The organism is Rossellomorea aquimaris (assembly GCF_003315075.1).
Classification (GTDB): domain Bacteria; phylum Bacillota; class Bacilli; order Bacillales; family Bacillaceae_B; genus Rossellomorea; species Rossellomorea aquimaris_C.
Genome location: NZ_QNRJ01000005.1, coordinates 234,308 through 260,166, shown reverse-complemented (window position 1 = coordinate 260,166; position 25,859 = coordinate 234,308). Strand labels below are relative to the sequence as shown.

Below are 25,859 nucleotides of genomic sequence, written 5' to 3'. Positions count from 1 at the left end.
GAATACTAATTCCCGTCGGAGGTGCTTAATATGTCTTCAGTAGTAGTAGTAGGTACGCAATGGGGAGACGAAGGAAAAGGAAAGATCACTGACTTCCTTTCTGAACATGCAGAAGTTATCGCGCGTTACCAAGGTGGGAACAACGCGGGTCATACGATTAAGTTTGACGGAGAAACATATAAATTACACTTAATTCCATCAGGTATTTTCTATAACGAGAAAACATCCGTAATCGGAAATGGGATGGTTGTCGATCCTAAAGCTCTTGTGAAAGAGTTAAAATATCTTCACGATCGCGATGTAAAAACAGACAACCTGCGAATCAGCAACCGTGCACATGTAATTCTTCCCTATCACTTAAAGCTTGATGAAATTGATGAAGAACGTAAAGGTGCCAATAAAATCGGTACAACGAAAAAAGGAATCGGTCCTGCTTATATGGATAAAGCAGCACGTGTCGGAATCCGTATCGCAGATCTTCTGGATCGTCAATCTTTCGAAGAAAAGCTTGCTCGTAACCTTGAAGAGAAAAACCGCCTTTTTGAAAAATTCTATGAAACAGAAGGCTTCAATATTGAAGATATCCTGGATGAGTACTATGAGTACGGTCAACAAATTAAGCACTACGTTGTGGACACATCCGTTGTATTGAACGATGCCATCGATAACGGTCGCCGCGTTTTATTTGAAGGAGCTCAAGGGGTAATGCTTGATATCGATCAAGGTACATATCCATTTGTTACTTCTTCCAACCCGGTAGCTGGTGGAGTGACAATCGGTTCTGGAGTAGGCCCGACAAAAATCAACCACGTAGTTGGAGTATCAAAAGCATACACAACCCGTGTGGGGGACGGACCTTTCCCTACTGAACTGACGAACGAAATCGGAGACAAAATCCGTGAAGTAGGCCGTGAGTACGGGACGACGACCGGACGCCCTCGTCGTGTCGGCTGGTTTGACAGCGTGGTTGTACGTCATGCCCGTCGTGTTAGTGGCTTAACGGATCTTTCATTGAACTCGATCGATGTATTGACTGGAATCGAAAACTTGAAAATCTGTGTAGCATACAAATACAAAGGTGAAGTCATGGAAGAATTCCCTGCTAACCTGAACATTCTAGCTGAATGTGAACCCGTGTATGAAGAGCTTCCAGGCTGGACAGAAGATATTACAGGATGTAAAACGTTGACGGATCTGCCAGAGAACGCTCGTCACTACTTAGAGCGCGTTTCTCAATTAACTAATATCCCTCTTTCCATCTTTTCAGTCGGTCCGGACCGCTCTCAGACAAATGTTGTACGAAGCGTGTGGAGCCCGATTTAATTCAAAAAAACTCTCAGCCTGTAATTGAGGCTGAGAGTTTTTTATTGATTTAATTGTTCGAACACCCTGTCATGACAAACGACATAGAGAATATCATCCGCATACAGTTCCCTGTTCATGGCATCGGTGAAATCCATATTATCATTCACAGCGAGCAGGATAGCTCCCTTCTCCAGCAGCTCCTCAGAAGCCTGCTTAATGGTCTTCCAATTCTCTTTCACCTTGAATTCGTGAATATTATTTCCGTATCGTTTACTGAGTAACTGTCTGAATAAATTAGTCGTTCCAGGATGAAGGGTCGCTTTGGCCATCAGTAGGGAAACAGAATCATTCGATAAAATAAAATCCTCAACAGCAATATGCTGGAACTTTGGAATATGACGATCTTCAGACACTTCCACGATCGTATGGACGGCTTTCTCATGAGTCTTCGATAATCCCTCAACGGCAGACGCAATCAATAAGGTTTTCCCATCAATAAGGGAAGGGTCTTCAATCTTTGAATCGGAGAAAATCGCCACTCGTTTTGCCTCAAAGATATTGGCCTTCAGTAAAACATTTTCATCGGAAGGATCTCCTTGGATGAAATGAATCTGCTCATGCTCAATGGGTGTGATGGGAAGCATGTCAATGAGCACGATTTCAGCATCTGGCACATGAGCAAGAATTTCTTCAATGGCTCTCTCTGTTTTCTTCGACCAATTGATGTAGATATAATGATCTTCATATGTATACACTAACTTTCCCTCCCTCTTAAATTTCTGAAATGTGGTAATGGAATCAACAGTTTTACTGATCAACACCCCGATAATACCGATCCCAAAGATGAATAGGAAGATTCCCAATAACCTTCCTCCCACTGAAACGGGAAAATAATCTCCATATCCGACAGTGGTTAAGGTCGTCATCGTCCACCAAAACCCATCAAAAAGCGATGGAAATGTCTCAGGCTCCAAAAAATGGCTGCCAAAGGTTCCCAACAGGATAATAATCAGGGATAATAGAAGAATGAAACCGAAGTCCATCTTCGTAATCTGTTTCCAAAGCCTTTGGAATATAATCATACATACCCTCCTTACGAAAAAATCATAGTTCAATAATACCAATGAATCCCTGAGGAATGAAACCTTTTCCTCATTGGTTCGTATATTTAAAGAAATCATATCCTTCAAAACAGGAGGCTGGAGTCAAAAAATGAAACAACCTGTACTGGAATACCGTTTACGAAAAGGCAACGAAACGTATGAAGCGATCTATCATTACCCTGATATCGAATTAGAACAAATCCTGGCAAGAAGGGAATGCGAATTTTTTGTGAAAGAAGGTGTGACGTATCGTCAGCTTTCTTCAGCGATTGAAGGGAATCGATTTATACTATATGTAGAAATATATGAGGAAGAACCTGTTACCGATCCCCTGTTTCCACCTGAAGGATTGGTATTGGAGATTCGCGAACTGAATCCAAGAAACAACCACCCGATTTTAAAAATAGAACACCATGATTATCATCTCGATATTCTAAGCGTCATCGGTTCCGTTTATTATTATATTGACGGGGCGGAATGGGAACGTGATTCTGCTGAAATCGATGAGGATCGCTATGTGTATATATTATATGTAAAAGCAACGGGCTATAAGCTAGAGGAGGAAAGCCAATGAACAAAACGAAGAAAATGATGGCCGGGGTAGTCGCATCCGTTATGGCGATATCGGTGACCGGCTGTGGAAATCAGGAGCTTCCACCTGAACCGACCGATGTTGACTGTGACGACTGGGATTGGGATGACGAAAGCGGCACCTATTATTGTGATGACGACCGTTCCCCTCACTTTGGCTACTTTTGGTTTGCTGGCAGGATGTTCAAAAATAAATCCAGTCTAAAAAATTATTCAAGCTATAAATCGTACTCTAAGAGCTACAAATCAGGAATCGGAAGCGGCTCCAAAGGCGGATTCGGAGGATAATATGACAGCCTCTCACCGCGAAAAAAGAAACACTTTCTATCAGGGCATTACGGAATTTTGGCATGATTTGTATGACATGGAGTACTCGTTATTGGATATTAAGATGGAATCACGTGACACGATTTCAGCGATTCATGAAGCATCCCGAAGAGTATACACTATTTATCAAAAAAGTGCGGATCTGCTTCGTGAGCTGGAGGATGAAACCCTTCTGGAGCTAGGTTTTCCAAAGGAATCTCTTGCCTATATTAGATTTAAGTCCATTCCTCAAGAATGTATTGTGGGTCGCTTTGATTTCGTTGTAAGTGGCGGGGAAATCAAGCTATTAGAGTTCAATAGCGACACCCCCACCTTTATCAAAGAGCTTTATCATGTGAATGAAAAGGTTTGTCAGTACTTTGGATGTTCAAATCCTAATGAGGGATTCGAGTCGGGATTAGCGAAAGAGCTAAAGCGGGCACTCTTATCTTCCTGGAAGTCTTTGCAACGGGAAGGCGAACCTAAGATCGTCTTCACTTCTCACCAGGATCACGAAGAGGATCACCTGACAACAAAATATCTACAAAAGCTTTCAGGTGTGCCGTCTGAATATGTGAGCCTGGATCAGCTGCAGATTCGAGAAAGTGGTCTTTATACTCCTCAAGGGGAGCGGATCGATGTATTGTACCGGCCGACGTATCCTATCGAACATCTCATTGATGATAGGGACCCTCTCACAGAAGAACATGTAGGCTTGGACCTGATGCAAATGGTAGTGGAAAAAAAGGTTGCCATCTTGAATCCCCCCTCCGCTTTTTTACTCCAGTCTAAAGGAGTTCAAGCACTTATATGGGGTCTTCATGAAGCATGCAGTGCCTTCTATACAGATGAGGAACATCAATGGATCGAACAATACTTTCTTCCAACCTACTTAGATTCTGATCATTTCGAGAAGAAAGGGATCACCTACGTTCAAAAGCCTGCATTTGGCCGTGAAGGAGATACGGTCAAAATCATGGGAGCGACAGGCAAGATTCTCTTAGAAGATAAAAAAGAAACCTATAAGCAAACCCTTCCTGTATACCAACAGTTCATCCCTCTGCCTGTTACGGAGATTAAGACGGATGAAGGAATGAAGGAGGCAAGCTTGATGGTAGGCAGCTTTATTATTAATGGTACGGCCGGTGCAGTCGGAATACGGGCTGGAAATGCCATCACCGATAATGAATCATACTTTCTGCCTGTAGGGTTACAGGAGAATTAAAAAGGAGAGAAACTCATGCAAATCATAACAAGTGAAGCACTAATTAGCTTTCTGGCTCACGTCGGAACGGGCCTGGGACTGATGATCCTCGGAATCACCGTTTTCGCCTTTACCACTAAATTCTCTGAAGCTACCTTGATCAGGGAAGGAAACATTGCCGTGGCCCTCAAACTATGGGGAAAAGCCATCGGGCTCGCCATCGTCATCTACACCGTTTGGGCTAACAGCCTGAATCTGCTTGACGCCTTTATCTGGGGCCTCATCGGTATCGCGACTCAAGTCATCGCCTACTGGATCATTGAGTACGTATTAACACCTAAGACGAATTTAGCGAAGAAAGTGGAAGAAGGCAATATCGCCATCGGATTCAGCCTTTTCTCTGCTGCGATTGTAGTGGGATTGGTTGTAGCTGCTAGTTTGACTTATTAATATTGGTTTTGAAGGAGATCTGCTGTTGGAGCGTTGTGTTGGTGCTCTGGTGGCGGGTCTTTTTTATGGTGAACTCGAGGCCCCAACCAAGGGCATTTTCCCATCATTATTCCCCGAGAAATAATTTTCGACAATATATCCAAAAAAACTATTGCCCTCGACATTCAACCTGTGATAATATTAATTTCGTTGTCACGAAAGCGGCTTTGATCAAGCTTGCTATCCGTGTTTATATATATACTTAGAGCCATTAGCTCAGTTGGTAGAGCATCTGACTTTTAATCAGAGGGTCGAAGGTTCGAATCCTTCATGGCTCACCATTTTTTCTCTTACATGGCCCATTGGTCAAGCGGTTAAGACACCGCCCTTTCACGGCGGTAACACGGGTTCGAATCCCGTATGGGTCATTTTTATTTTTGTGAAGATAGATTGATGGTTTACGAGAGGTCGCTTCACGGAAGTGGATTGCTAGCGTAATTCAAGGTTAAATATTATGCTATCGCAAGGTAATGAAAGTTATTTTGCTAAAGCAATTCAAGGAAAAATATTTTGCTATCGCAAATAATGAAAGTTATTTTGCTAAAGCAATTCAAGGAAAAATATTTTGCTATCGCAAAAATTTTTGGTCCGGTAGTTCAGTTGGTTAGAATGCCTGCCTGTCACGCAGGAGGTCGCGGGTTCGAGTCCCGTCCGGACCGCCATTTACATATTTAGATTCTTAAAACGATATGGCTCAGTAGCTCAGTTGGTAGAGCAATGGACTGAAAATCCATGTGTCGGCGGTTCGATTCCGTCCTGAGCCATCTTACAAAAAGTACTGCGACGACTTTGACTCTCGTAGTACTTTTTTATTTGTTTTTGTAACACTAATGTAACAAAACACAAGGAATTTCCTCTAATTTCTACCATGATTGTTTCAACGGCTAATCCACCTTTAGACCCACGCAGTTCCTACTATGACGCTAAAAACACCATTGAAACGCTTTCTTTGATGTCTAATCAATTATACAGTTTTATTACAATCTTAAATCTGCGTCCCGGATTTCGTCGAATTATGGTAAATTAGTAAAGTACGAATTTAATAGAATTTTACTAAATTAGGCTTAATGAACTAGCGTAACTGGGATTTTTGCTTTAGTTTATAGGAGGCAACTCAATGAGTTTCGGAGAGAAATTAACACCCATTTTAGAAAAATATAAAAAACTTAATATTCGACATAGATCAAATCAATTTGTCAAAAGAGTAGGGATCACAACTCTCGCTCTTACGACCCTAACTTTTTCATCTGCGGCAGCAAGTACTGGAACGGATGAAAATCTGAAAACCATTTATCATGTATACATGGGTAGTGAATATGTAGGGGCAGTTACGAATCAGGAAGAAGTAGAAGCTGTTTTAGATGAGAAACTGTCTGAGGCCAAGAAGGAATACACGGATTTCCAGGTTGATTTTAATCATGATGTAACGTACATACCTGAGAGTGTGTTTTCTGCTGTGAAAACAAACAACCAAAAGGTAGTTGAAAATGTAAATAAATCAGTATCGGTTGAAGCAAATGCTTTTGCTGTAGTTGTGAACAATAAACCGGTTGCTTATGTGAAAGACGAAAAGGCTGCTGAAGAAGCGTTAAAGACTTTTAAGCTCAACTATGTTTCTGAAGATGAGCTAAACGAATTGGAAGCGCGAAAAAATGACTCTTCATCCTCTTCTCTACCCGCTTTAAAGGAAAATGAAACACGTTTATTGGAAGTTTCTTTTAAAGAAGAGGTAGAGATGAAGAAGACGCAAGTGGAGCCGGAAGAAATGATGTCTTCTAAGGAAGCTGCAGATCTTCTTAAGAAGGGTACCTTAGAAGAAAAGAAATATAAGGTTCAGAAAGGGGATGCCCTTGGTACGATTGCAGAAGAGCATCAGTTAACTACCGGGAAATTACTGGAGTTAAACTCAGCGTTAAAAGAAGACGATGCCCTGAAAGTTGGTTCAGAGCTAAACGTAACGGTATATGAGCCACTTGTTCATGTTCTTGTTAAGAAAGAAGCAAACAAGATCGAAAAGATTGCCTATGAGAAGGAAGTAGTAGAAGACTCTTCTATGAATAAAGGCGATACGAAAGTGAAGCAGGAAGGTCAAGAGGGTGAAAAATCCGTTACGTTTGAAACGACAGAAGTGAATGGCTCTCAAATCGAGAAAAACGTAAAAGAAGAAAAGAAACTGAAAGATCCAGTGAAATACATTGTCACTAAAGGAACAAAAGCAACTCCATCCAGGGGGTCAGGAAACTTTGCATGGCCGACAAATGGCGGCTACATCTCTTCTAAGCAAGGACCAAGATGGGGTAAAATTCATAAAGGATTGGACATTGCTCGACCAGATGATCTTACAATTAAATCCGTTGATAACGGAAGAGTGGTTTCAGCCGGTTGGGACGATGGCGGCTACGGAAATAAAATTGTAATCGATCATGGAAATGGATATAAAACGATTTATGCTCATTTAGAGTCCATTTCAGTTTCTGCTGGTCAAACGGTGGGAAGAGGCCAAAAAATCGGTATCATGGGAACAACTGGTAAATCGACCGGTGTCCATCTCCATATCGAAGTTTACAAAAATGGATCGCTTATCAATCCATTGGATGTACTGTAATTGTATATAGGTAATCAAGCACGGGACTGACACAAACATTTTATTTGTCAGTCCCCTTTGTTATATTTAGATTATAGTCAAAAAGAAATGAAATAAAGGTTATGATAGAGTTAAAGATGAATTAATATGGAGATAGTGATAAATTTAAAGGAAGAATCCTATACTAATCACAACTTTATATGATACATTACTTTTTTCTAAAGGAGATCAATTGACATGGAAAAGAAAATATTAGTCGTTGACGATGAGAAACCAATTGCAGATATACTACAGTTTAATTTGAAAAAAGAGGGTTATGAAGTGCATTGTGCGTACGATGGAGACGAAGCCGTCAAGATGGCGGAGGAAATCAAGCCAGATCTTGTCCTTCTTGATATTATGCTTCCGAATCGTGATGGAATGGAAGTTTGCCGTGAAATCAGGAAGAAGTATGAAATGCCTATCATTATGCTGACAGCGAAAGATTCTGAAATTGATAAGGTATTGGGATTAGAACTTGGAGCCGATGATTATGTGACGAAACCGTTCAGTACGCGTGAACTTATTGCCCGGGTAAAAGCAAACTTGCGACGTCATCAGCAAGGGGCACAGCAAAATGCTGAAGATGAGAACAATGAAATCACGGTTGGTTCTTTAACCATCCACCCTGATGCGTACGTTGTTTCGAAAAGAGGAGAAACGATTGAACTGACACATCGTGAGTTTGAGCTTCTTCATTATTTAGCGAAGCATATTGGACAAGTGATGACCCGTGAACACTTGCTTCAGACTGTTTGGGGTTATGATTACTACGGAGATGTACGTACGGTCGATGTGACCGTCAGACGTCTTCGGGAGAAAATTGAGGACAACCCAAGTCACCCTACCTGGATCGTAACACGTAGAGGAGTCGGTTATTACTTACGAAATCCTGAACAGGAGTAATTGGTAATGAAGAAAGTTGGTTTAACCCGTTCCATCCATCTGAAATTCGTTTTGATTTATGTTCTGCTTATTCTTCTCGCCATGCAAATTATTGGGGTTTATTTTGTGAGGGCCTTAGAAGAGAAGCTAGTCGATAACTTCCAGACGTCTATTAAAAATAGAGTGGAATTATTAGAGTATACAATTCGTGAAGAAATAGTAAAGAAACGCAGTGAAGATGACCCCACGCTTGAAGAGGATATCGGGAGGGTGTTAGATGATAGTAAAACATCTGATATTTCCGAGATTCGAGTGATTAATAATAGAAGCAAAATTATTGGTACTTCAGATCCCAATAATCAGAGTTTGGTTGGTCAGGTCAGCGGGGAGAAAGAGGTTAAAAGAGCTCTCGCTGTAGGTTTAGGTCATGAGGATATCTACCTTGATGATAAAACGAAAGATCGAATCTGGGTGTATACAGCACCAATAACTTCAAATGAAGAAGTCATTGGTGCTATTTATCTTGTCGGTGAAATTGAATCGGTTTATGACCAAATGAGTGAAATCAACAAGATTTTCACGAATGGTACCCTAATTGCCCTGGTCATTACAGCAATACTGGGTGTGTTATTGGCTCAAACCGTGACAAGACCGATATCTGATATGAGAAAACAAGCACTTGCCATGGCAAAAGGAAACTTTTCCAGGAAAGTAAAGGTCTATGGGTACGATGAAATAGGTCAGCTTGCGATTACATTCAATAATTTGACGAAACGTCTTCAAGAAGCACAAGCCACGACGGAGGGCGAGCGAAGGAAGCTTTCTTCCGTGCTTTCTTATATGACAGATGGAGTCATAGCCACAGATCGCAAAGGAAGGGTCATTCTGATTAATGATCCTGCGGCGGATATGCTGAATGTTTCACGTGAAACAGTCGTTTCTCAACCCATTGTAACCTTACTGGGATTGGATGAGGAATACACGTTTGATGATCTATCCAATGAACAGGATTCGATCATTCTAGATTACAGTACAAAAGAAAAACCTTATATCTTACGGGCGAATTTCTCCATTATTCAAAAAGAGACCGGGTTTGTGAACGGTCTTATAACGGTGTTACATGATATTACGGAGCAAGAGAAAATTGATTTAGAGAGACGGGAATTTGTGGCAAACGTATCCCACGAACTTCGCACGCCGCTAACTACGATGAGGAGCTACTTGGAGGCATTGGCTGAAGGGGCATGGCAAGATGAAAACATCGCACCTCAATTCCTTGATGTTACTCAAAATGAGACAGAGAGAATGATTCGGTTAGTCAATGATCTTCTTCAATTATCGAAAATGGATAGTAAAGACTATCGTTTTAATAAAGATTGGGTTGATTTCATTCTCTTTTTCCATAAAATCATTGATCGATTTGAAATGACCAAGGATGTAAATGTAACCTTTAACCGCTTCTTACCAGACAAAGCAATGTTTGTGGAAGTGGATCAGGATAAGATCACTCAGGTATTGGATAACATCATCTCGAACGCATTGAAATATTCACCAGAGGGCGGAACCATTACGTTCAAAGCTATAGAAAAGAACGGATTTATTGAAATCAGTGTATCAGACCAAGGATTAGGGATTCCGAAAGAAAATCTGGAGAAGATCTTTGAACGTTTTTACCGTGTCGATAAAGCCAGAACAAGACAAATGGGTGGCACAGGACTTGGCCTTGCCATAGCAAAAGAAATGATTTCAGCACACGGTGGTGATGTATGGGCGACAAGTACTGAAGGAAGAGGAACCACCATTACATTCACTCTCCCATATGATTCCACACAAGAGGATGATTGGTCATGAATTACGAAAAAATAAAATCGATAATTCTAACGCTGCTCGTATTCATCAGCATATTTCTTACCTTCAATCTTTGGACGTATCAACCAGGGTACGATACGATTAATAGCGATGAAGCGTACGATGTGTCTGTGGGTGACAAGATACCAGAGAATGAACTGAATAGCATTCTAATCAAACCGTTTAAACTTTTTTATCATTCAGGAAATAAGACAGTCGGAACTTCAGATGAATTCGAAATCAATAAGGTTATTGAACAATTAAGAACCTGGACATTATTTGATATGAAAGATCTTTCGCGAGAGTATAATATGTCAGAAATAAAATCTGTTATACACGGTGAGCAAAAGGTAGAAATTGTTTTCCCGGACAATGTTCCCATTTCTATTTATAGTCAAGTGTTAAAATTAGAGGAGAAAAACACCCTGAACGGTTCATTTGACCGAATCATTATCGATCTGAATACTAACGGTTCAGATACAGGTTCCGTCTATTTTGTTTTATATGAAGAAGGAGAAAAGAAATTATACGAAAGCCGGGTAAACCGTGCTAGTTTAGAAGCTTTTGAAAAAAGTTTTGTTCAAAAAGCCGTATATAATTTTGATGAATATATAGAGCAGCCATTAAATAATAAAAAAACGATCTTTCTGCCTAAAAATGCTGAGGATTATATCAGCTATAGATATTATTCGGATCTTGATTCCCCCGAAGAATATGTTCAAGCACTGTTTAGTGATCCTAATAGTGTAGATAAGGGATTTACTGAGCAGGGCGAAAAATATACAAATGTGTACAGTTTATTAAAAACGAATAAAGAACATAACACTTTGTCTTACGTGAATCCATCAGAAGAAAAAAATGGAGGATCATCTGCCACAGAGCTGCTTCAAAAAAGCATGGAGTTTGTGAATGATCATGGCGGCTGGACCGATCAATATCAATTTTTCTCGATCAGCCCTCTTGAGAATAAAATTGTATACCGATTGTTTATGCAAAACTATCCTGTTTTTAATGACAATGGGATGGCTGAAATTTCTCAAATTCTGGGTGAAGAATCAATCAACGAATACAATCGTCCGTACTTTAAATTGGATTATGATTTATCGTTTGAAAGTGTAGATGAGGTCCAATTGCCATCCGGATCAACCGTTTTATATCTTTTGGCAAAGGATGATACGATCGACCTTAAGTACGTAGAAGATGTCATTGTCGGATATAAAATGACAAGAGATTCGAATGAATCAAATAGAAAATTCCTTGTATTTGAACCTTCCTGGTACTATAAATACGATGGTAATTGGTTACGCCTACCCTTGGAAGAACAGGAGGGGCTCGGAATTGGATTGGAGTAAAACGAAGAGCATCTTTATTATTGTCTTTCTTATTTTAGATATCTTTCTAATGTCGTTGTTCATTAACAAAGTTTCTGAAAGCAATCCAGAGACGTTAAGTCAAGTTTCCTTTGAAGAACAACTAAAGACAGATAAAATTGATTACCCGAAAAATCTTTCAAAGGAATCAATAAAAGAAGCTTATATTAGTGCCAAAACGAAAATGTTCACGGAAAAGGAAATCGAAAAGCTGAAAAATCAAGATGTCAGTGTCGTCACGGATAATACGATTCATTCAACGTTAGAAGAGCCATACTCCATCAGTGAAAAGTTTTCACCTGATGAATTAACCGATTTTATGAAAAATCAGGTCGTGAGCGGTGAAAAGTACAGCTTCTGGAATTATAATAAAGATGAACAAACGATTATTTATTATCAGACGTACAAGGACAGACAGATTTTTAACAATTCAAATGGTAAAGTGATTCTTATTCTAAATAAAGAAAGTGAGATCGTCTCTTACAAACAAACACTGCTTGAAGATTTAGAGGAATTAAGCGGGGAAAAGAAAAGCCTGCTCACTTCTCTCCAAGCTCTTCAGGTTTTGTGGACCAATCATAAGATCAGCACGGGCAGCACGATCAAAACACCTGAACTCGGATACTATACTTTTTTATCACGGGAAGAATCCCAGGTCCTGGCACCCACCTGGCACTTTGTCGTTGAATCAGGTGATAAAAAGGAAGATCTATTCATTAATGCAGTTGAAGGACAGATTTTCGAAGTCACCAAACCAGAAAAAGAAACATTGGAGTGAGCGTTATGACCATGCATTTTAGTGTGCTTGCCAGTGGCAGTACAGGAAATGCGATATTTGTGGAGACGGAGGAGCATTCCTTCCTTGTCGACGCAGGATTGAGCGGGAAACAGATGGAAGGGTTGTTCAGTCGGATCGACCGGAAGATAGAAGATTTATCGGGTATTCTGGTCACTCATGAGCATAGTGATCATATTAAGGGGATCGGTGTGTTAGCGAGAAAGTACAAGCTTCCGATTTACGCCAACGATAAGACCTGGAATGCCATGGACGGGTTAGTAGGGAAAATAGACACGGAACAGAAATTTTCATTTGATATGGAAACAGCCAAGCACTTTGGAGGAATGAGCATTGAGTCCTTTGGGGTTTCTCATGATGCGGCAGAGCCCATGTTCTATATTTTTCACCAGGGCGAGAAAAAGCTTGTCCTGGTAACGGACACGGGATATGTAAGTGATCGGATGAAAGGGATCATTTCCAATGCCGATGCGTATGTATTTGAGAGTAATCATGATGTGGGGATGCTGCGAATGTGCCGGTATCCTTGGAATATCAAGCGTCGGATTCTTGGTGATTATGGACACGTATCCAATGAAGATGCGGCCATTGCCATGAGTGAAGTGATGGGCGATAAGACGAAAGGAATCTATTTAGCCCATCTCAGCCTCGATAATAATATGAAAGATCTAGCCAGAATGAGTGTTTCGCAAACACTCGAGTCAAAAGGAATAGTAGTAGGAGAACAAATTGACCTGTTTGATACGGACCCTAAAGTACCAACACCTTTAGTTGCGATTTAAACCGATTCAAATGTTTACGATTTTTCTTTTGAAGGTATGAAAAAGGTGAGGGCTGAGGTCTTCACCTTTTTTTGTCTTCTTTAGTATTTACATATCGAGTGAGAATTTGAAATTCTTACCCTTTTTTTCATCATTTTTTCATTTAACCTGACTATAATCATGCTTGTAAAGATAAAATAACAAAAGGAATAGTACGTAGAAAGGATGAAGTTATATGGGATATTATGATTCGGATCATAATTCTGAAAGCCGGAGCAGGCAAAAGGGCAACCGGGGAGGAATGTTCCTTGCCGGGTTATTGGGAGCGGTACTTGGAGCTATCTTGGTCATTGTAGCGATTCCTCAGTTAACCAACTTTGACATCTTACCATATTCAATTCAACCAGACGAGGACCTGAAAGAAACGGATGATGCGTATCATAATGGGGCCACTCAAAATGTTTCTGTCGATGTGACGACGGATGTGACGAAAGCCGTAGAGAAAGCTGGAGACTCTGTTGTAGGAATCACGAATATCCAATCTCAAAGCTTCTGGGGACAGGGTGAGGGACAAACTCAGGATCAACAGGCGGGTACAGGATCCGGGGTTATGTATAAGAAGGAAGGCAATAAAGTCTATATTGTGACCAATAATCACGTGATTGAAGGAGCAGATCAGCTGGAAGTGACGCTTGCAGACGGGACAAAGGTGCCTGCCGAAATGCGTGGTGCGGATATTTGGACAGACCTGGCTGTAATCGAAATTGATGGCAGCAAAATCAAGAAAGACGACATTGCCGAGTTTGGAAATTCAGACAAGCTAAAAGCGGGAGAGCCTGTCATTGCGATAGGTAACCCACTTGGACTGCAATTTTCCGGTTCCGTTACACAGGGGGTTGTTTCGGGTGTCGAGAGAACGATTCCGGTCGATATTAACCAGGATGGAATGGAAGATTGGAATGCAGAAGTTCTGCAAACCGATGCAGCCATCAATCCGGGGAACAGTGGTGGAGCCCTCATTAATATTTCCGGTCAGTTAATCGGAATCAACTCCATGAAAATCGCCCAGAGTGCGGTAGAAGGGATTGGACTTGCCATCCCTATCAACTATGCTCAGCCGATTATTGAAGACCTTGAGCAGTATGGTGAGGTCAAACGTCCGGCAATGGGTGTGACACTGGAGGATGTGAATAAAATCTCTGCCTATCACCAGCAGGAAACATTGAAGCTTCCGAAAGAAATCAATTATGGTGTCATGATCAGACAAACCGTTCCCAATTCTCCAGCTGCCCAGGCAGGCTTACAAGAGCTCGATGTGATTACGGAGCTGGACGGAGAGAAAATTGAAAATGTCATTGAGTTAAGAAAGCATCTTTATAACCAAAAAGATGTAAACGACCAAATGAAGGTTACGTTCTATCGAAACGGGGAAAAGAAAGAAGTAACCATGAAACTCACTGACGAATCCCGATTATAGAATGTGGATAAGCGAAAAGCAGGATGGCCAAGCGCCCTTTCCTGCTTTTTCTTTACATGATATGATAACTGTGGATAAGTATATACACTAAAATCAGAATTCAGATTAGGAGGAAACGACATGATTTACTGCTGCTTGGAACATGTAGAATTAGCCATGGATATTGTCGTGGATGAGCATGAGGTAGCGCCTCAACTAACAGAGCTTTCAGAAGAAAAGAAGTTATCCACAACCTGTGAATATTGTGGGAATAACGCAATATATATAGTGGCGAACTAATATTCCCATACGATATGTGGATCGTCTTTGTGGATATGTGGATAAATTCTGTGGATAACGTGTTTGTAAATTGTTTGTAAAGTGAGTGTGGATAGTGAATATCACCATTGTAACGGTTGGTAAATTAAAAGAGAAATATTTAAAGCAAGGAATAGATGAATATGTAAAGCGCTTAGGTGCTTATGCAAAGATAGAAATCGTCGAGCTTGCCGACGAAAAAGCTCCTGAAGTGTTGAGTGAATCTGAAATGGAGCAAGTGAAAAATAAAGAAGGAGAACGGATCTTAGCTAAAATCTCTCCTGATCATCATGTCATTGCCCTGGCCATCCAAGGAAAAATGCGTTCATCGGAAGACCTTGCCGATAATCTGGACAAGCTTGCTACGTACGGGAAAAGCAAAGTGGCGTTTGTTATCGGTGGATCACTTGGATTGAGTGATGATGTGATCAAGAGATCCAATGAGACCCTTTCGTTTTCGAAGATGACTTTCCCCCATCAATTGATGCGGCTGATTCTGGTGGAGCAGATTTATCGTGCGTTTCGGATTAATCGGGGTGAACCGTATCATAAGTGAGGGTAAAATAGAAAGGGACTTCAACGTGTCCCTTATCTCTTTAACCGTTGGATTTTGCTTATCTAAGGCAGATAAATCAACGTTCTGATCAAGAGCATAGCTTCCCATCTTCCTTATGAGGTCTTTTGACTTTTTTTTTACACCAGCTGGCGTGAAATCAAAGTGAAGATGTATCTTGTCTATTTGTCTCCCTTCTTTTGGGGAGGGAGCCGTAGGCGTGATTTCTATTTCTTTAATGATCATCCGAAGGAGTTCTTTCTTTTCTTCACTATCAGCTTGATCCAAAATGCTATCGAGATTTCTTACGAAGTAAAGCAGGGCCATCAAGTCTATTGGTTTACTTGTTGTATTTGCTAGCTTTTCTTCTGTTTCTTCTAGTTGCTGCTGATAAGCAAGTTTGACTTGTTGTTGTTCTTTTAATTTTTCAGCGAAGGTAGTCATCAAATCAGGGTCTTTCATTAATTTGTCAGTGATATTGGAGATATACCTTTCACATTTATTTAATTCGGATTCTAAGTGTTTCTTTTCTTCCATGAGTGGTTGTTTGGCATTTTCTCTTTCTTTATTCATTTTATAGACCAATCGTTGAAGAAATTGTGATTCAGTTACAATGCGTTTGAATTCCTCAAGGACTTGACGTTCTGCCTTATCTGCATTGATACTATTAGCAGAGCATTCAGAGGCTCCCTTATTATGAAAGGTGCCGCATTTATAGTACCGATATGTTTTATTTGCACCTTTTGATTTGCCAGCCACCATTCCAGCACCGCACTGTGGGCAGCGAATAAGCTTGGTGAGAATATAAGGTTGGTCTGATTGAACAGCTTTGTATGATCGAGCAGAGCGCTTCTGCTGTACCCTTTCCCATAAGTCTTCAGGAATGATTGCTTCATGTTCTCCTTCAACTATAATGGCATCTTTATTTTTACCTGAACGTCTCTTTTCTGCCCAATTCTCATATTGATTAAAGCGAACTTGCCCGATATAAACAGGATTATCCAAGATCCCTTTCAATGTACCGATAGAGAAGACGTTTCCTCTCTTTGTGGTGTATCCTTTCCGATTGAGAATACCTACAATCTTCTTGTAACCGAAACCTTGATCAGCGTATTCAAATATTTCTTTTACAATTCTCGCTTCAGTTTCATTTACTAATAGCTTCTTTTCTTTAGCGTCATATCCAAAGCATTGTCCGCCATTCCATTTTCCTTCCTTAGCTCTTTGGGTCATTCCCATTTTAACCCTACCTACAATTTGCTCCCTCTCCATTTCAGCCAATGAGCTTAATACTGTATAAAACATCTTTCCATGAGGAGTCGTGGTGTCTATGTTTTCTGACAAACTTATGAGTTGTACGCCATGGCTACCTAAAGTTTCTACAATTTCGAGTGAATCCCGTGTTTTCCTAGCTAATCTGTCCAGCTTGTAAACAACAACTGCTTCAAATTTCTTCTGTTTGGCATCCTCTAATAAGCGCATCATTTGAGGGCGGCCATCTATACTTTTTCCGCTTTTTCCTTCATCGATATACTCCGAAACGATTGTCAGGTTATGTTTTTCTGCATACGAGCTTAATAAGTCCTTCTGGGCTTTAATACTATAGCCCTCTGTTGCTTGTTCTTCTGTACTTACACGTGCATATATTACTGCATCTATCTTTTTTATCATTTTTCAATACCTCCTATATAAAAATGAAAGCGGCTATTGCCGCTTCATTAGAGTGATTTAAAAAGGTGCTTTGGGGGCTTTAAGTTGTTTAATGGAAATGATAGTTCCATCAGGGCCGATTGTATGTCTACAGCCATTCACAACATTGCGAGGTTCTTCATCACTTAGTTCAGATAACCTCCATTGCTTCTCTTTTAACTCTCCATAAACGCCGAAGTAATCAAACTGATAATCCAATAAAGTGGAGTAGTTACTCCCTAAAACTCTTTCAAGATACCGATGTAGTTTATCAATCTCCTGAAGTAGCTGTTCTCTGTCCTCTCCTTGAGTGAATCTGACAGTATTAAGTAGATAAAGGAGATAGTCCATTGAACCATCCAAGTCCTCAGTGATTTCTGGTGTTCCCCAATTAGGTAAGTTCAAAGTTAAATCCATTCTTTTTTCCTCCTGTTCTCTTTCTCTTTCGGTTTGATTTTTTACTCAGCTAATCTGCCTAGAAAAATAGCTATCCATCCTTTTCCCTTGCCACCTTTCCTTGTTCCCAGTCGTGTATAGCCTTGGACATCAACTGCATGACTTGATTTAGGAAAGCTTCCTCATTACTGGTTTGATCCTTTCGAACATTCCCATTTACATAAAGTGTAGCTTCGGTTGTATTATTGTCAGTCATTTTGTATTCCCCCTGGTAATGAGTAGTATCAGGGGTTTTGGCTATTGGTTTGTTAGTATGATTTGATGCTTGATTTGCTGCCATATCTATTCCTCCTTTCTGCTAAACAGCTTTTCAAAAGCAGCCTGTTTTGTCTTCCAGTTTTTTCGTCTGTTTCTTACCTTTGAAATAAGTGCATTCACTTCATCAGCGAATTCCTCATGTTCAATTGGGGATAGAAAAACTGTTTCTTCAATGTTTTTATAGTCACGCCCTTCATGTGTGTTTATTGATAATGAAAGGGTTGCCTCATATTGAGTGTCGAGCAAGCTAAAGGTTCTCTTTGTTAAACCTTGTAAATTACTGTCTTTCTTTTCACAAATGGTAAAAGGTTTTCCACCATCTTCGTAATAGGAATCAGTAAACACAGCGATAGAGACTCCTAATTGTGCAGCAATCTTTTCGAGTAGATCGACTCTTGGTTGAGTACCCGACTCAATACGGGATATCGTTGATTGAGCGACTGAAATGCTTTCTGCAAGTCGATAAACCGTGAATAAAGGGCTGTTATATTCATTTGCTTTCTCCCTTATCCACTTTAAACGCCCACCTAAGTTTTCGTTTTTGAGATATGTTAAATCATTTTCTTCCACTCGGTACATCTTTAAATCCGTCATGAAATCACTTCCTTTTTTGTATTTGTCTCAAGATTATCACCGTTAATGCGTAATTGCAAGTAATGTGCATAACGCTTGCTTAAACGGATATTAATTGATATCTTTTATACAAAGGCATGCACTTAGTCTTGTCCAGGAAAGGAGGAAATCTTATGAGTAAGTCACAATTTACAGAAATATTAGAGCAGGCAGTAGGTGGAGCTCTTACAGCTGAACAAGCCCGTAAAGAAATTGGTAGCAAGTATGATGTTCGAAATAAAAACCAAATAGCAGGATTCCAGAAAAAGTTCAAGAAAAGATATGAACATGTTATAGAGTTTCATACAGTTCACGACCTGTATTTTCAGATGAATCATGCAGAAGTAGGGACATTCTATAAATTGGTGCTCTATCTTCAATGGGACAAAGATGGTGTCTTAATTAAAGATGGAAAATCGATGAAACTGAAAGAGCTAAGAACCATTACTGGTCTTGGGGACCGTCAACTTCGGAAGGTACTTAATCGATTAGAGGAGCTTGGGTTAATCATTAAGAGTGGTTCGAAGAAAGATCAAGAGTACATTGTTAATCCAATGTTCGTAAGAATAGGTAACACGAAAGGAAACAAAGCTCCATTTACACGGCTCTACAAAAAAACTGGGCGCTATATCCAAGATAAATTGGATGCTAAAGAGTTGGGGTTTCTATTGAAGTTAAGTCTTTTTATCGACTTTAACACGCTCATAATAGCTCAGGACCCATACGAAAAGAATCCTGATAAATTGGTGCCACTCAGGGTTAAAGACATAGCTCAACGAATGGGTGATAGTGAACAGACAACGAAAGCCTATATTAAGGCACTAGGAAATGCTGGCATACTATATGAAGACGGACCAGCAGGGAGCCCATTAACAAAGAAGATTTTCTATATCCATCCACAACTTGTATCCAGAGGAAATGAAGAAGGCGATGTCTATGCAAAAGTAATGGGGTATTTCGCTAATCTACACCTACAGATGAAATACGATTCAGCCAGAGACATTAAAACAAAGATGAAACTATTGATTGAAAGATGTGATGTTGCTAAGAAAGCTCATTAAAAGAATGTATCCAAACAACTGCAAAATGAGTTAGAAATCCACCACAATTAGCGGGAGGATAGGTCGTTGCCTTTATGGATAAACAACTGCGGGGCATAGACCAGCCCTCCACAATCTAATGGGGACGAAAGGTCTCTTTAGAATAAGAGCTCCTTGGTAAGAGGGAAGTAACTAAAAGGCTGGAAGAATTCATTGTCGTATCCACTCCCATTCACCATCATGGATGTATAGTTCCCTAGTGGAATCACGCATGTAATATCTGAATTACCTGCACTACGTTTGGTAAGTGGCATTTCGCTTTACGCTCATGCCTATTGTCTCTACCACGCAGTTACTTTTTGGTGGTGGGTTTTTCTAATTTGTATTAGCTAACAAAAGGATGCTCTCTGCACAAGATGATGCAATTTAAGTACAGCATACATGAATAGATATAAATACTAAGAGGGTAAAAGTGTATTGTAACCTTAGGTACGTTATTATAGCAGGGTTTATAGATGATTTTTAATCGGCATTATTTTATCGTTTTTAAAGGTTTAATCGGCACTTTTTCACTAAAACAGTAGCAAGCCCCACCTTGGCTGTTTCATAAAAGACATACTGTAATAAAGTGATCTTGGATTTGCAAGTCCTTTAATATAGCGGTTTATGCAACTTTTCGAAGGGAATTTTATGGAGGGTGGTGTAATTTTAATAGAAATCAGATATTCTACGCTGACATATTATTTAAAGAGGGCTAACTGGATATAGATAGCCCCCCCACAATAATTCTTACAAATAACCTTTTTCTTTTAAGCTAACATACTTTTCATGACCAATTATTATGTGATCAAGCAATTCAATGCCGACTACTTTTCCGACCTCTGCAAGGCGTTTCGTGACATCAATGTCTTCCCTTGAAGGGTCTGGCTGTCCTGATGGATGGTTATGAGCCACGATACAACTAGCACAACTTCTTTTTATTAATGGAAGGAAGGTTTCTCTTGGATGAACGATTGATGCGTTTAGAGAGCCAGTGAAGACAGTTTGTCTAAACAAAATTTCATTCTTCGTGTTCAATCCTAAGCAAACAAATTCCTCACGAGTCAGATACTGCATGTCTTTAAGGTAATCGTATGCATCCTGTGGTGAACGGATAGCATATCTTTCCTCAGCCGTAGTTGGATTTAATCTCGCCAGCCTTAATGCAGCGATAATTTGCTGAGCTTTGATTCTCCCAATACCTTTAATAGATAGAAGCTCTTCCTCAGTAACATCCAATAACTCCTGAATTGAAGGAAAGCGGGTAAAGATTTCACTAACGATGTAGCTGTCATCCTTTTCACGGATTGTGGTAGCCAGCAATAGTTTGAATGTAAATTTATCGAAATGAGTAGTCATTATATTTTTCCTCCTAATAATTGAAATGAAAAAAGGAGAGACGAATGAACGCCTCCCCAATTGATTGATATTGATTTTTTCTGTATGATATAGCTAGTCGATATTATTACTGATGAGTCCGTTCCAGCGGCTCATCTTTTTTCTGCAAAAAAATAGCCCTATGAATGCGTGCTGCACTCAAAGAGCTTCATTGATTCAAGGTATTAACTGATTCCATACATTCTCACCTCCTTTAAGGCTTGATTTTCAACAGTAACAAGTCTTGTATGAAAGAGGATGCTTGTTGTTTTGTGAGCTTGGTGCTGTGATCTACTTGAAACATCATTTGCATCATTTCTTTTGCGACTTCTGGACGCATATTCAACTCTGATACCGTCCTGAATATCATTTGTAGTTGCTTATCTGTGGCTGGTGCCTCACCCCCTTTGTTTTGCGGGATATCCTTAGGTAAGTCCTCGAAATCCTGTGTGAATAGACCACTAGCTCTTGTAGCTGAAAGAACAGCATCAATTAATGCTCTTTTCTTAGCCATCTTAAGAAGTGTATTAACAACGCTAAAAGGGTCCTGGTTTATAAATGACTGTTCTTTATTGTTGCAAGTCCCGATCCCTTCTGCTTCCATATAACCTGTTTGCTTGCTGACAAGAGTCACTTTCACATCATAGGCAAATATTCCCTCTTCCCAGTTTTCAATTCGGTTAACAATATTCACATGTTTGGAAAAACCGAAGATGTCACAAAGCTTCTCTGCCCCAGGTTTTAAAAGCGTGGGCTTCCGAAAGCCTTTAATCATTCCGTAATCCAAGCCTTCATTCATCATTTCTTTTACAAATTGCTCTAGCAGATCTATTCTTTCTTTAGCTTCAGTTAAGGATATAGCTAGACTTGGCACTAGGTTCACTTCTACGTTTCTTTCCTTTATGGGTATCACCTTACGATTACCCCCATTATCTCCAAGCATTGTAATCACTCCTTCATTTCAATTTTCGCTTACAGGAAAAGCATCCTACTTATTATAGAAGGATACACGATTCCCTAATTCACGATTACAGTTGTAGTAAGCAAACCTATTAATGGCTTTATCAAGTTCTTCTATGCTAGATACTTTTACTCTAAAGCCTAATTGCCAACACCCCTTTACATGAACAGGATTCACTTTGTTAGCTACAAGAAAGCCAGTCCAGTAACCATTCTTAGCAATTAATGACTTTACAGTATTTTTATTCTGCTTTTCCATTGACTCACCTCCTTTCAATAATATAGATAGCTTTGTTAATCGTTCCTTCTTGATGGCAACAGAAGCTCACCTCCTTTAAAAGGAACGGGTGGGCACCGATCAACGTACAAACCTTTCATATAAAACATTACCTGGGGTCAAAAAATTTCAATATTTTTCATTGTATAAGATTTACATTTTTTTACATATAGTAAATTGGTTAGAAAGAGAGATTACTATTTTTGTAAAATTGATTTATCCTTGATGGAAAGTCTTGTAGAATAAAAGTAGTAGAATAGTTATATTTTTGTCTTTTTGGAGGTGTAAGGATGATAGGAAAAATGTTAGATAACAAAAGGTCTGGTATTGTGGGAGATGCATTGAAACCATATTTTAAAAAAGATGCCAAGGTAGCGATCATGTCATCCTACTTTACGATATATGCGTTCGAGGCTTTAAAGAAGGAATTAATGAAGGTGGATGAGGTAAGGTTTTTATTTATAGACCCTACCTTTACTTCAGAAAAACATACACAAGGTACTACAGACATTGACAAGACAGGTCGAGAGAAAAGGTTATCTGGTTCAGAACTTGAAATTAAGATGCGGAATGAACTTACACAGGCGAAAATAGCTAAAGAATGTGCTAATTGGATAAGTGCTAAAGTAAAGATGAAGTCTTTGACATCACCATTAATACAGAATCGTCTGTTCCATATTGAAAATAAAGATGGTACATCAGTGGCTATTCAAGGAACCTCAGATTTTACCAGCAGCGGTTTAGGCTATACATACTCACCAAATCTTCACATGAATTCTCTAATGGATGAACCTCTTCTAACAAAGCAATATATTGAGTGGTTCAATGAAGCTTGGAAGAACGACACTATCGTTGAAGAGGTGAAAGAGGAAGTTCTGGAAAGAATCGCAACAATTTATGAAAATCACTCTCCAGAGTTTCTCTACTATGTCACGCTATATAATATCTTCAGTGACTACATGGAAGAATTCGATGAGGATGCGATTGTAAAATCAAAAACTGGCTTTAAAGACACTACAATTTGGAATAAGCTTTATAAGTTCCAAAAAGATGGTGTACTCGGAGCTATTGATAAATTGGAAAAACATAACGGTTGTATCATTGCAGATAGTGTAGGTTTGGGAAAGACATTCGAAGCCCTGGCTGTTATTAAGTATTACGAGTTAAGGAATGACCGAGTACTCGTTTTGTGCCCCAAAAAATTAAGAGAAAACTGGCTGGTTTACACTCAAAATGATAAGAGGAATGTCCTCTCTACTGATCGCTTCAACTATGATGTGTTAAATCATACTGACTTGAGTCGTACAGGTGGTTTATCAGGGGATATTAATTTGTCTACTGTGAACTGGAGTAACTATGACTTAGTTGTTATTGATGAGTCGCATAATTTCAGGAATAACCAGGCTAGAAATGACAGGGAAACCCGTTATTCCAGATTAATGAATCAAATCATCAAAGCAGGGGTAAAGACGAAGGTCTTAATGCTATCAGCAACTCCAGTAAACAACAAAATGAATGATTTGAAAAATCAAGTTGCCTTTATTACAGAAGGTAAAGATGAAGCTCTGGAATCAGCAGGCATTGAAAGCATCGAACAAACTTTAAGAAAAGCACAACTCTCTTTCAATAAATGGCTCAAGTTAGATGAAGAAGAGCGAAAGTCAGATAATCTTCTGGAAATGTTAAACTTTGATTATTTTAAATTGCTCGATGCAGTGACAATTGCTCGTTCAAGAAAACATATTGAAAAATACTATGATATGTCCGAAATTGGGAAGTTCCCACAACGATTAAAACCAAGCAATATATATGCTGATATTGATGAGTACAATGAGTTCCCTGAAATAAAGGAAGTTAATAAGCTCATTAACAGATTAAATTTAAGTGCGTACTCACCATTAAAGTATGTAATGCCTGAAAAGCAAGAAGAGTATAGTCGTAAATATGATAAGAAAGTAAAAGGCGGTTCAGTATTTAAACAAATTGACCGTGAACGCAGTCTTGTTCATTTAATGAGGGTTAACTTACTAAAACGTATGGAAAGCTCTATCCATTCATTTGGTATGACGGTAGCTTCTCTTCTAAGAAAAATCGATGACTTGTTACTAAAGCTTGATAATATTCAGCAATATTCTAATGCCGATATTAATATTAATGAGATCGATATTGACGATGATGATGTGGAAAATATGCTAATAGGATCGAAAGTAAAAGTCCTCCTTCAAGATATCGACCGAATTAAGTGGAAGCAAGATTTACAGGATGATAAGGAGAAACTCGAGCACCTACTGATTGAATCAGCAAAAGTTCAAGCGCCACGTGATGCCAAATTGAATAGGATTAAATCTATGATTGACCATAAGCTCCTTCATCCCATCAATGGCGAAAATAAGAAAATCATTATTTTTACAGCTTTTGCCGACACAGCAAGCTATTTATATGGTGAGTTATCACAATGGGTGTCGAAGCAACATGGGATAAATACTGCCCTTGTAACAGGTTCTGGAGGCAATCAGACCACACTCAAAGGAGTCCAGAAAGATTTAAACGCAATTTTAACCCACTTTTCACCCGTATCCAAAGAGAGAATAAAAATAGATTCCAAAATTCGGGATGAGATCGACATATTGATTGCTACCGACTGCATTTCGGAAGGTCAGAACCTGCAAGACTGTGATTACCTTATTAATTATGACATTCACTGGAACCCAGTCCGAATCATCCAACGGTTTGGTCGAATCGATCGTTTAGGCTCTAAGAATGATGTTATCCAACTGGTGAACTTCTGGCCAAACATGGATCTTGATGAGTACATTAACTTAGAAGCTCGTGTCAGCGGCAGAATGGTGCTCCTTGATATTTCGGCGACAGGTGAAGAAAACGTAATTGAATATGATGAAAAGAAGCAAATGAACGATTTAGAATATCGTAAAAAGCAATTGAAGCAGCTACAGGAAGAGGTTGTTGATTTAGAGGATATCTCTGGGGGAATCTCTATCACAGACTTGACTCTGAACGACTTTAAAATGGATTTACTTGATTACATGGATACCAATAAGAAGGAAATTGAGACTGCTCCTCTAGGATTACATGCGGTCACATCGCTTCAGTTGGCTCCGTCTATTGATACTGAAACAGGTGTAATCTTCTGTATCAAACAACGCAATGCAGTAGTACAAGTAAAAGAAACAAGCGCACTATATCCATATTATCTAGTGTATATGAATATGGATGGAGAGGTGCTCTTAGGACATTTAAAGTCAAAGCAGATACTGGATCTCTTCCGTAAAGTTGCTAATGGCCAAGCAGACGTGTTCAATGAGTTAATTCATCAGTTCAATCGTGAAACAGAGGATATGAAGGATATGTCTTCGTACAAGTATCTGTTGGATATAGCAGTCGAGTTTGTACTCGGTATTGTTGAAGAGCAAGGAATGGAATCGTTGTTCAGTCTTGGAAATTCTAGTCTTTTACAAGAAACAGCTACAACCTCTGATGATTTTGAATTGATATCATTTTTAGTGATAAAGTAGGTGATGGAAT

The 25,859-nt window shown here is 39.5% G+C and carries 23 protein-coding genes, 4 tRNA genes and 1 pseudogene; 20 read left to right on the top strand and 8 right to left on the bottom strand.

The features are described from left to right. Positions 1-30: 30 nt before the first annotated feature. Entirely contained in the window at positions 31-1,323 is a 1,293-nt protein-coding gene (locus tag DET59_RS09290; protein ID WP_113969397.1) for an adenylosuccinate synthase, read from the top strand. 41 nt (positions 1,324-1,364) lie between these two features. On the opposite strand, the gene DET59_RS09285 is transcribed toward DET59_RS09290, so the two are convergent. Then, positions 1,365-2,387 (bottom strand): potassium channel family protein, encoded by a 1,023-nt coding sequence (locus DET59_RS09285; protein WP_258549629.1) that lies wholly within the window; start codon positions 2,385-2,387, stop codon positions 1,365-1,367. 130 nt (positions 2,388-2,517) lie between these two features. Here DET59_RS09285 and DET59_RS09280 point away from each other — a divergent pair, with 130 nt between their 5' ends. The 17 genes from DET59_RS09280 (at position 2,518) to rlmH (ending at position 15,611) form a co-directional block, all read left to right on the top strand. Further along, the gene (locus DET59_RS09280; protein WP_113969396.1) at positions 2,518-2,982 is read left to right on the top strand and encodes a hypothetical protein; all 465 of its coding nucleotides are present in this window, start codon (positions 2,518-2,520) and stop codon (positions 2,980-2,982) included. Further along, positions 2,979-3,287 (top strand): hypothetical protein, encoded by a 309-nt coding sequence (locus DET59_RS09275; RefSeq protein WP_113969395.1) that lies wholly within the window; start codon positions 2,979-2,981, stop codon positions 3,285-3,287. The genes DET59_RS09280 and DET59_RS09275 overlap by 4 nt, the downstream gene beginning before the upstream one ends. A gap of 1 nt (position 3,288) precedes the next feature. After that, positions 3,289-4,530, top strand: coding sequence for a glutathionylspermidine synthase family protein (locus tag DET59_RS09270; protein WP_113969394.1), 1,242 nt, complete (start codon positions 3,289-3,291; stop codon positions 4,528-4,530). Between the two features lie 15 nt (positions 4,531-4,545). Next, positions 4,546-4,959 (top strand): DUF350 domain-containing protein, encoded by a 414-nt coding sequence (locus DET59_RS09265; protein ID WP_113969393.1) that lies wholly within the window; start codon positions 4,546-4,548, stop codon positions 4,957-4,959. A 244-nt stretch (positions 4,960-5,203) separates the two neighbouring features. Beyond that, positions 5,204-5,279 (top strand) — tRNA-Lys (locus tag DET59_RS09260). 15 nt (positions 5,280-5,294) lie between these two features. Further along, positions 5,295-5,366 (top strand) — tRNA-Glu (locus DET59_RS09255). Between the two features lie 217 nt (positions 5,367-5,583). After that, positions 5,584-5,660, top strand: a tRNA-Asp gene (locus tag DET59_RS09250). A 29-nt stretch (positions 5,661-5,689) separates the two neighbouring features. Then, a tRNA-Phe gene (locus tag DET59_RS09245) sits at positions 5,690-5,762 on the top strand. A gap of 353 nt (positions 5,763-6,115) precedes the next feature. Then, positions 6,116-7,603: a M23 family metallopeptidase gene (locus DET59_RS09240; RefSeq protein ID WP_113969392.1), complete on the top strand. Its 1,488-nt coding sequence runs from the start codon at positions 6,116-6,118 to the stop codon at positions 7,601-7,603. Positions 7,604-7,819: 216 nt separating this feature from the next. Next, positions 7,820-8,527 (top strand): response regulator YycF, encoded by a 708-nt coding sequence (gene yycF, locus DET59_RS09235; RefSeq protein WP_113969391.1) that lies wholly within the window; start codon positions 7,820-7,822, stop codon positions 8,525-8,527. A gap of 6 nt (positions 8,528-8,533) precedes the next feature. Then, the gene (walK, locus tag DET59_RS09230; protein WP_113969390.1) at positions 8,534-10,357 is read left to right on the top strand and encodes a cell wall metabolism sensor histidine kinase WalK; all 1,824 of its coding nucleotides are present in this window, start codon (positions 8,534-8,536) and stop codon (positions 10,355-10,357) included. Continuing rightward, complete coding sequence (locus DET59_RS09225) at positions 10,354-11,706, top strand: YycH family regulatory protein (RefSeq protein ID WP_113969389.1); 1,353 nt, start codon at positions 10,354-10,356, stop codon at positions 11,704-11,706. Before walK ends, DET59_RS09225 begins: the two co-directional genes overlap by 4 nt. After that, the gene (locus DET59_RS09220) at positions 11,693-12,502 is read left to right on the top strand and encodes a two-component system regulatory protein YycI (protein ID WP_181778102.1); all 810 of its coding nucleotides are present in this window, start codon (positions 11,693-11,695) and stop codon (positions 12,500-12,502) included. The genes DET59_RS09225 and DET59_RS09220 overlap by 14 nt, the downstream gene beginning before the upstream one ends. 5 nt (positions 12,503-12,507) lie before the next feature. After that, on the top strand, positions 12,508-13,302 hold the full coding sequence (locus DET59_RS09215) for an MBL fold metallo-hydrolase (protein ID WP_113969387.1): 795 nt from the start codon (positions 12,508-12,510) through the stop codon (positions 13,300-13,302). A 214-nt stretch (positions 13,303-13,516) separates the two neighbouring features. Then, entirely contained in the window at positions 13,517-14,758 is a 1,242-nt protein-coding gene (locus tag DET59_RS09210; protein ID WP_113969386.1) for a S1C family serine protease, read from the top strand. Positions 14,759-14,878: 120 nt separating this feature from the next. Further along, positions 14,879-15,037 (top strand): CxxH/CxxC protein, encoded by a 159-nt coding sequence (locus tag DET59_RS09205; RefSeq protein WP_113969385.1) that lies wholly within the window; start codon positions 14,879-14,881, stop codon positions 15,035-15,037. 94 nt (positions 15,038-15,131) lie between these two features. Further along, positions 15,132-15,611: a 23S rRNA (pseudouridine(1915)-N(3))-methyltransferase RlmH gene (rlmH, locus tag DET59_RS22040; protein ID WP_113969384.1), complete on the top strand. Its 480-nt coding sequence runs from the start codon at positions 15,132-15,134 to the stop codon at positions 15,609-15,611. A gap of 630 nt (positions 15,612-16,241) precedes the next feature. On the opposite strand, the pseudogene DET59_RS22035 reads toward rlmH, so the two are convergent. The 4 genes and pseudogenes from DET59_RS22035 to DET59_RS09180 all read right to left on the bottom strand — a co-directional run. Further along, a pseudogene (locus DET59_RS22035) lies at positions 16,242-17,279 on the bottom strand (recombinase family protein); the annotation flags it as partial. 57 nt (positions 17,280-17,336) lie between these two features. Then, on the bottom strand, positions 17,337-17,714 hold the full coding sequence (locus DET59_RS09190; protein WP_046197930.1) for a hypothetical protein: 378 nt from the start codon (positions 17,712-17,714) through the stop codon (positions 17,337-17,339). 70 nt (positions 17,715-17,784) lie between these two features. After that, complete coding sequence (locus DET59_RS09185) at positions 17,785-18,033, bottom strand: hypothetical protein (protein WP_113969382.1); 249 nt, start codon at positions 18,031-18,033, stop codon at positions 17,785-17,787. A gap of 2 nt (positions 18,034-18,035) precedes the next feature. After that, positions 18,036-18,605, bottom strand: a complete 570-nt coding sequence (locus tag DET59_RS09180) for a helix-turn-helix domain-containing protein (protein ID WP_113969381.1) — start codon at positions 18,603-18,605, stop codon at positions 18,036-18,038. 152 nt (positions 18,606-18,757) lie between these two features. On the opposite strand from DET59_RS09180, the gene DET59_RS09175 reads away from it, so the two are divergent. After that, positions 18,758-19,684, top strand: a complete 927-nt coding sequence (locus DET59_RS09175) for a hypothetical protein (protein WP_113969380.1) — start codon at positions 18,758-18,760, stop codon at positions 19,682-19,684. Positions 19,685-20,452: 768 nt separating this feature from the next. On the opposite strand, the gene radC is transcribed toward DET59_RS09175, so the two are convergent. From radC to DET59_RS09160, 3 genes are all read right to left on the bottom strand, one after another. Further along, a complete protein-coding gene (gene radC / locus DET59_RS09170; protein ID WP_113969379.1) occupies positions 20,453-21,061 on the bottom strand; it encodes a RadC family protein in 609 nt (202 codons plus the stop codon). 232 nt (positions 21,062-21,293) lie between these two features. Beyond that, the gene (locus tag DET59_RS09165) at positions 21,294-22,022 is read right to left on the bottom strand and encodes a hypothetical protein (protein WP_113969378.1); all 729 of its coding nucleotides are present in this window, start codon (positions 22,020-22,022) and stop codon (positions 21,294-21,296) included. Between the two features lie 45 nt (positions 22,023-22,067). Further along, a complete protein-coding gene (locus DET59_RS09160) occupies positions 22,068-22,298 on the bottom strand; it encodes a hypothetical protein (RefSeq protein ID WP_046197934.1) in 231 nt (76 codons plus the stop codon). A gap of 308 nt (positions 22,299-22,606) precedes the next feature. Here DET59_RS09160 and DET59_RS09155 point away from each other — a divergent pair, with 308 nt between their 5' ends. Then, positions 22,607-25,849, top strand: coding sequence for a helicase-related protein (locus DET59_RS09155; RefSeq protein WP_113969377.1), 3,243 nt, complete (start codon positions 22,607-22,609; stop codon positions 25,847-25,849). Positions 25,850-25,859: the final 10 nt, after the last annotated feature.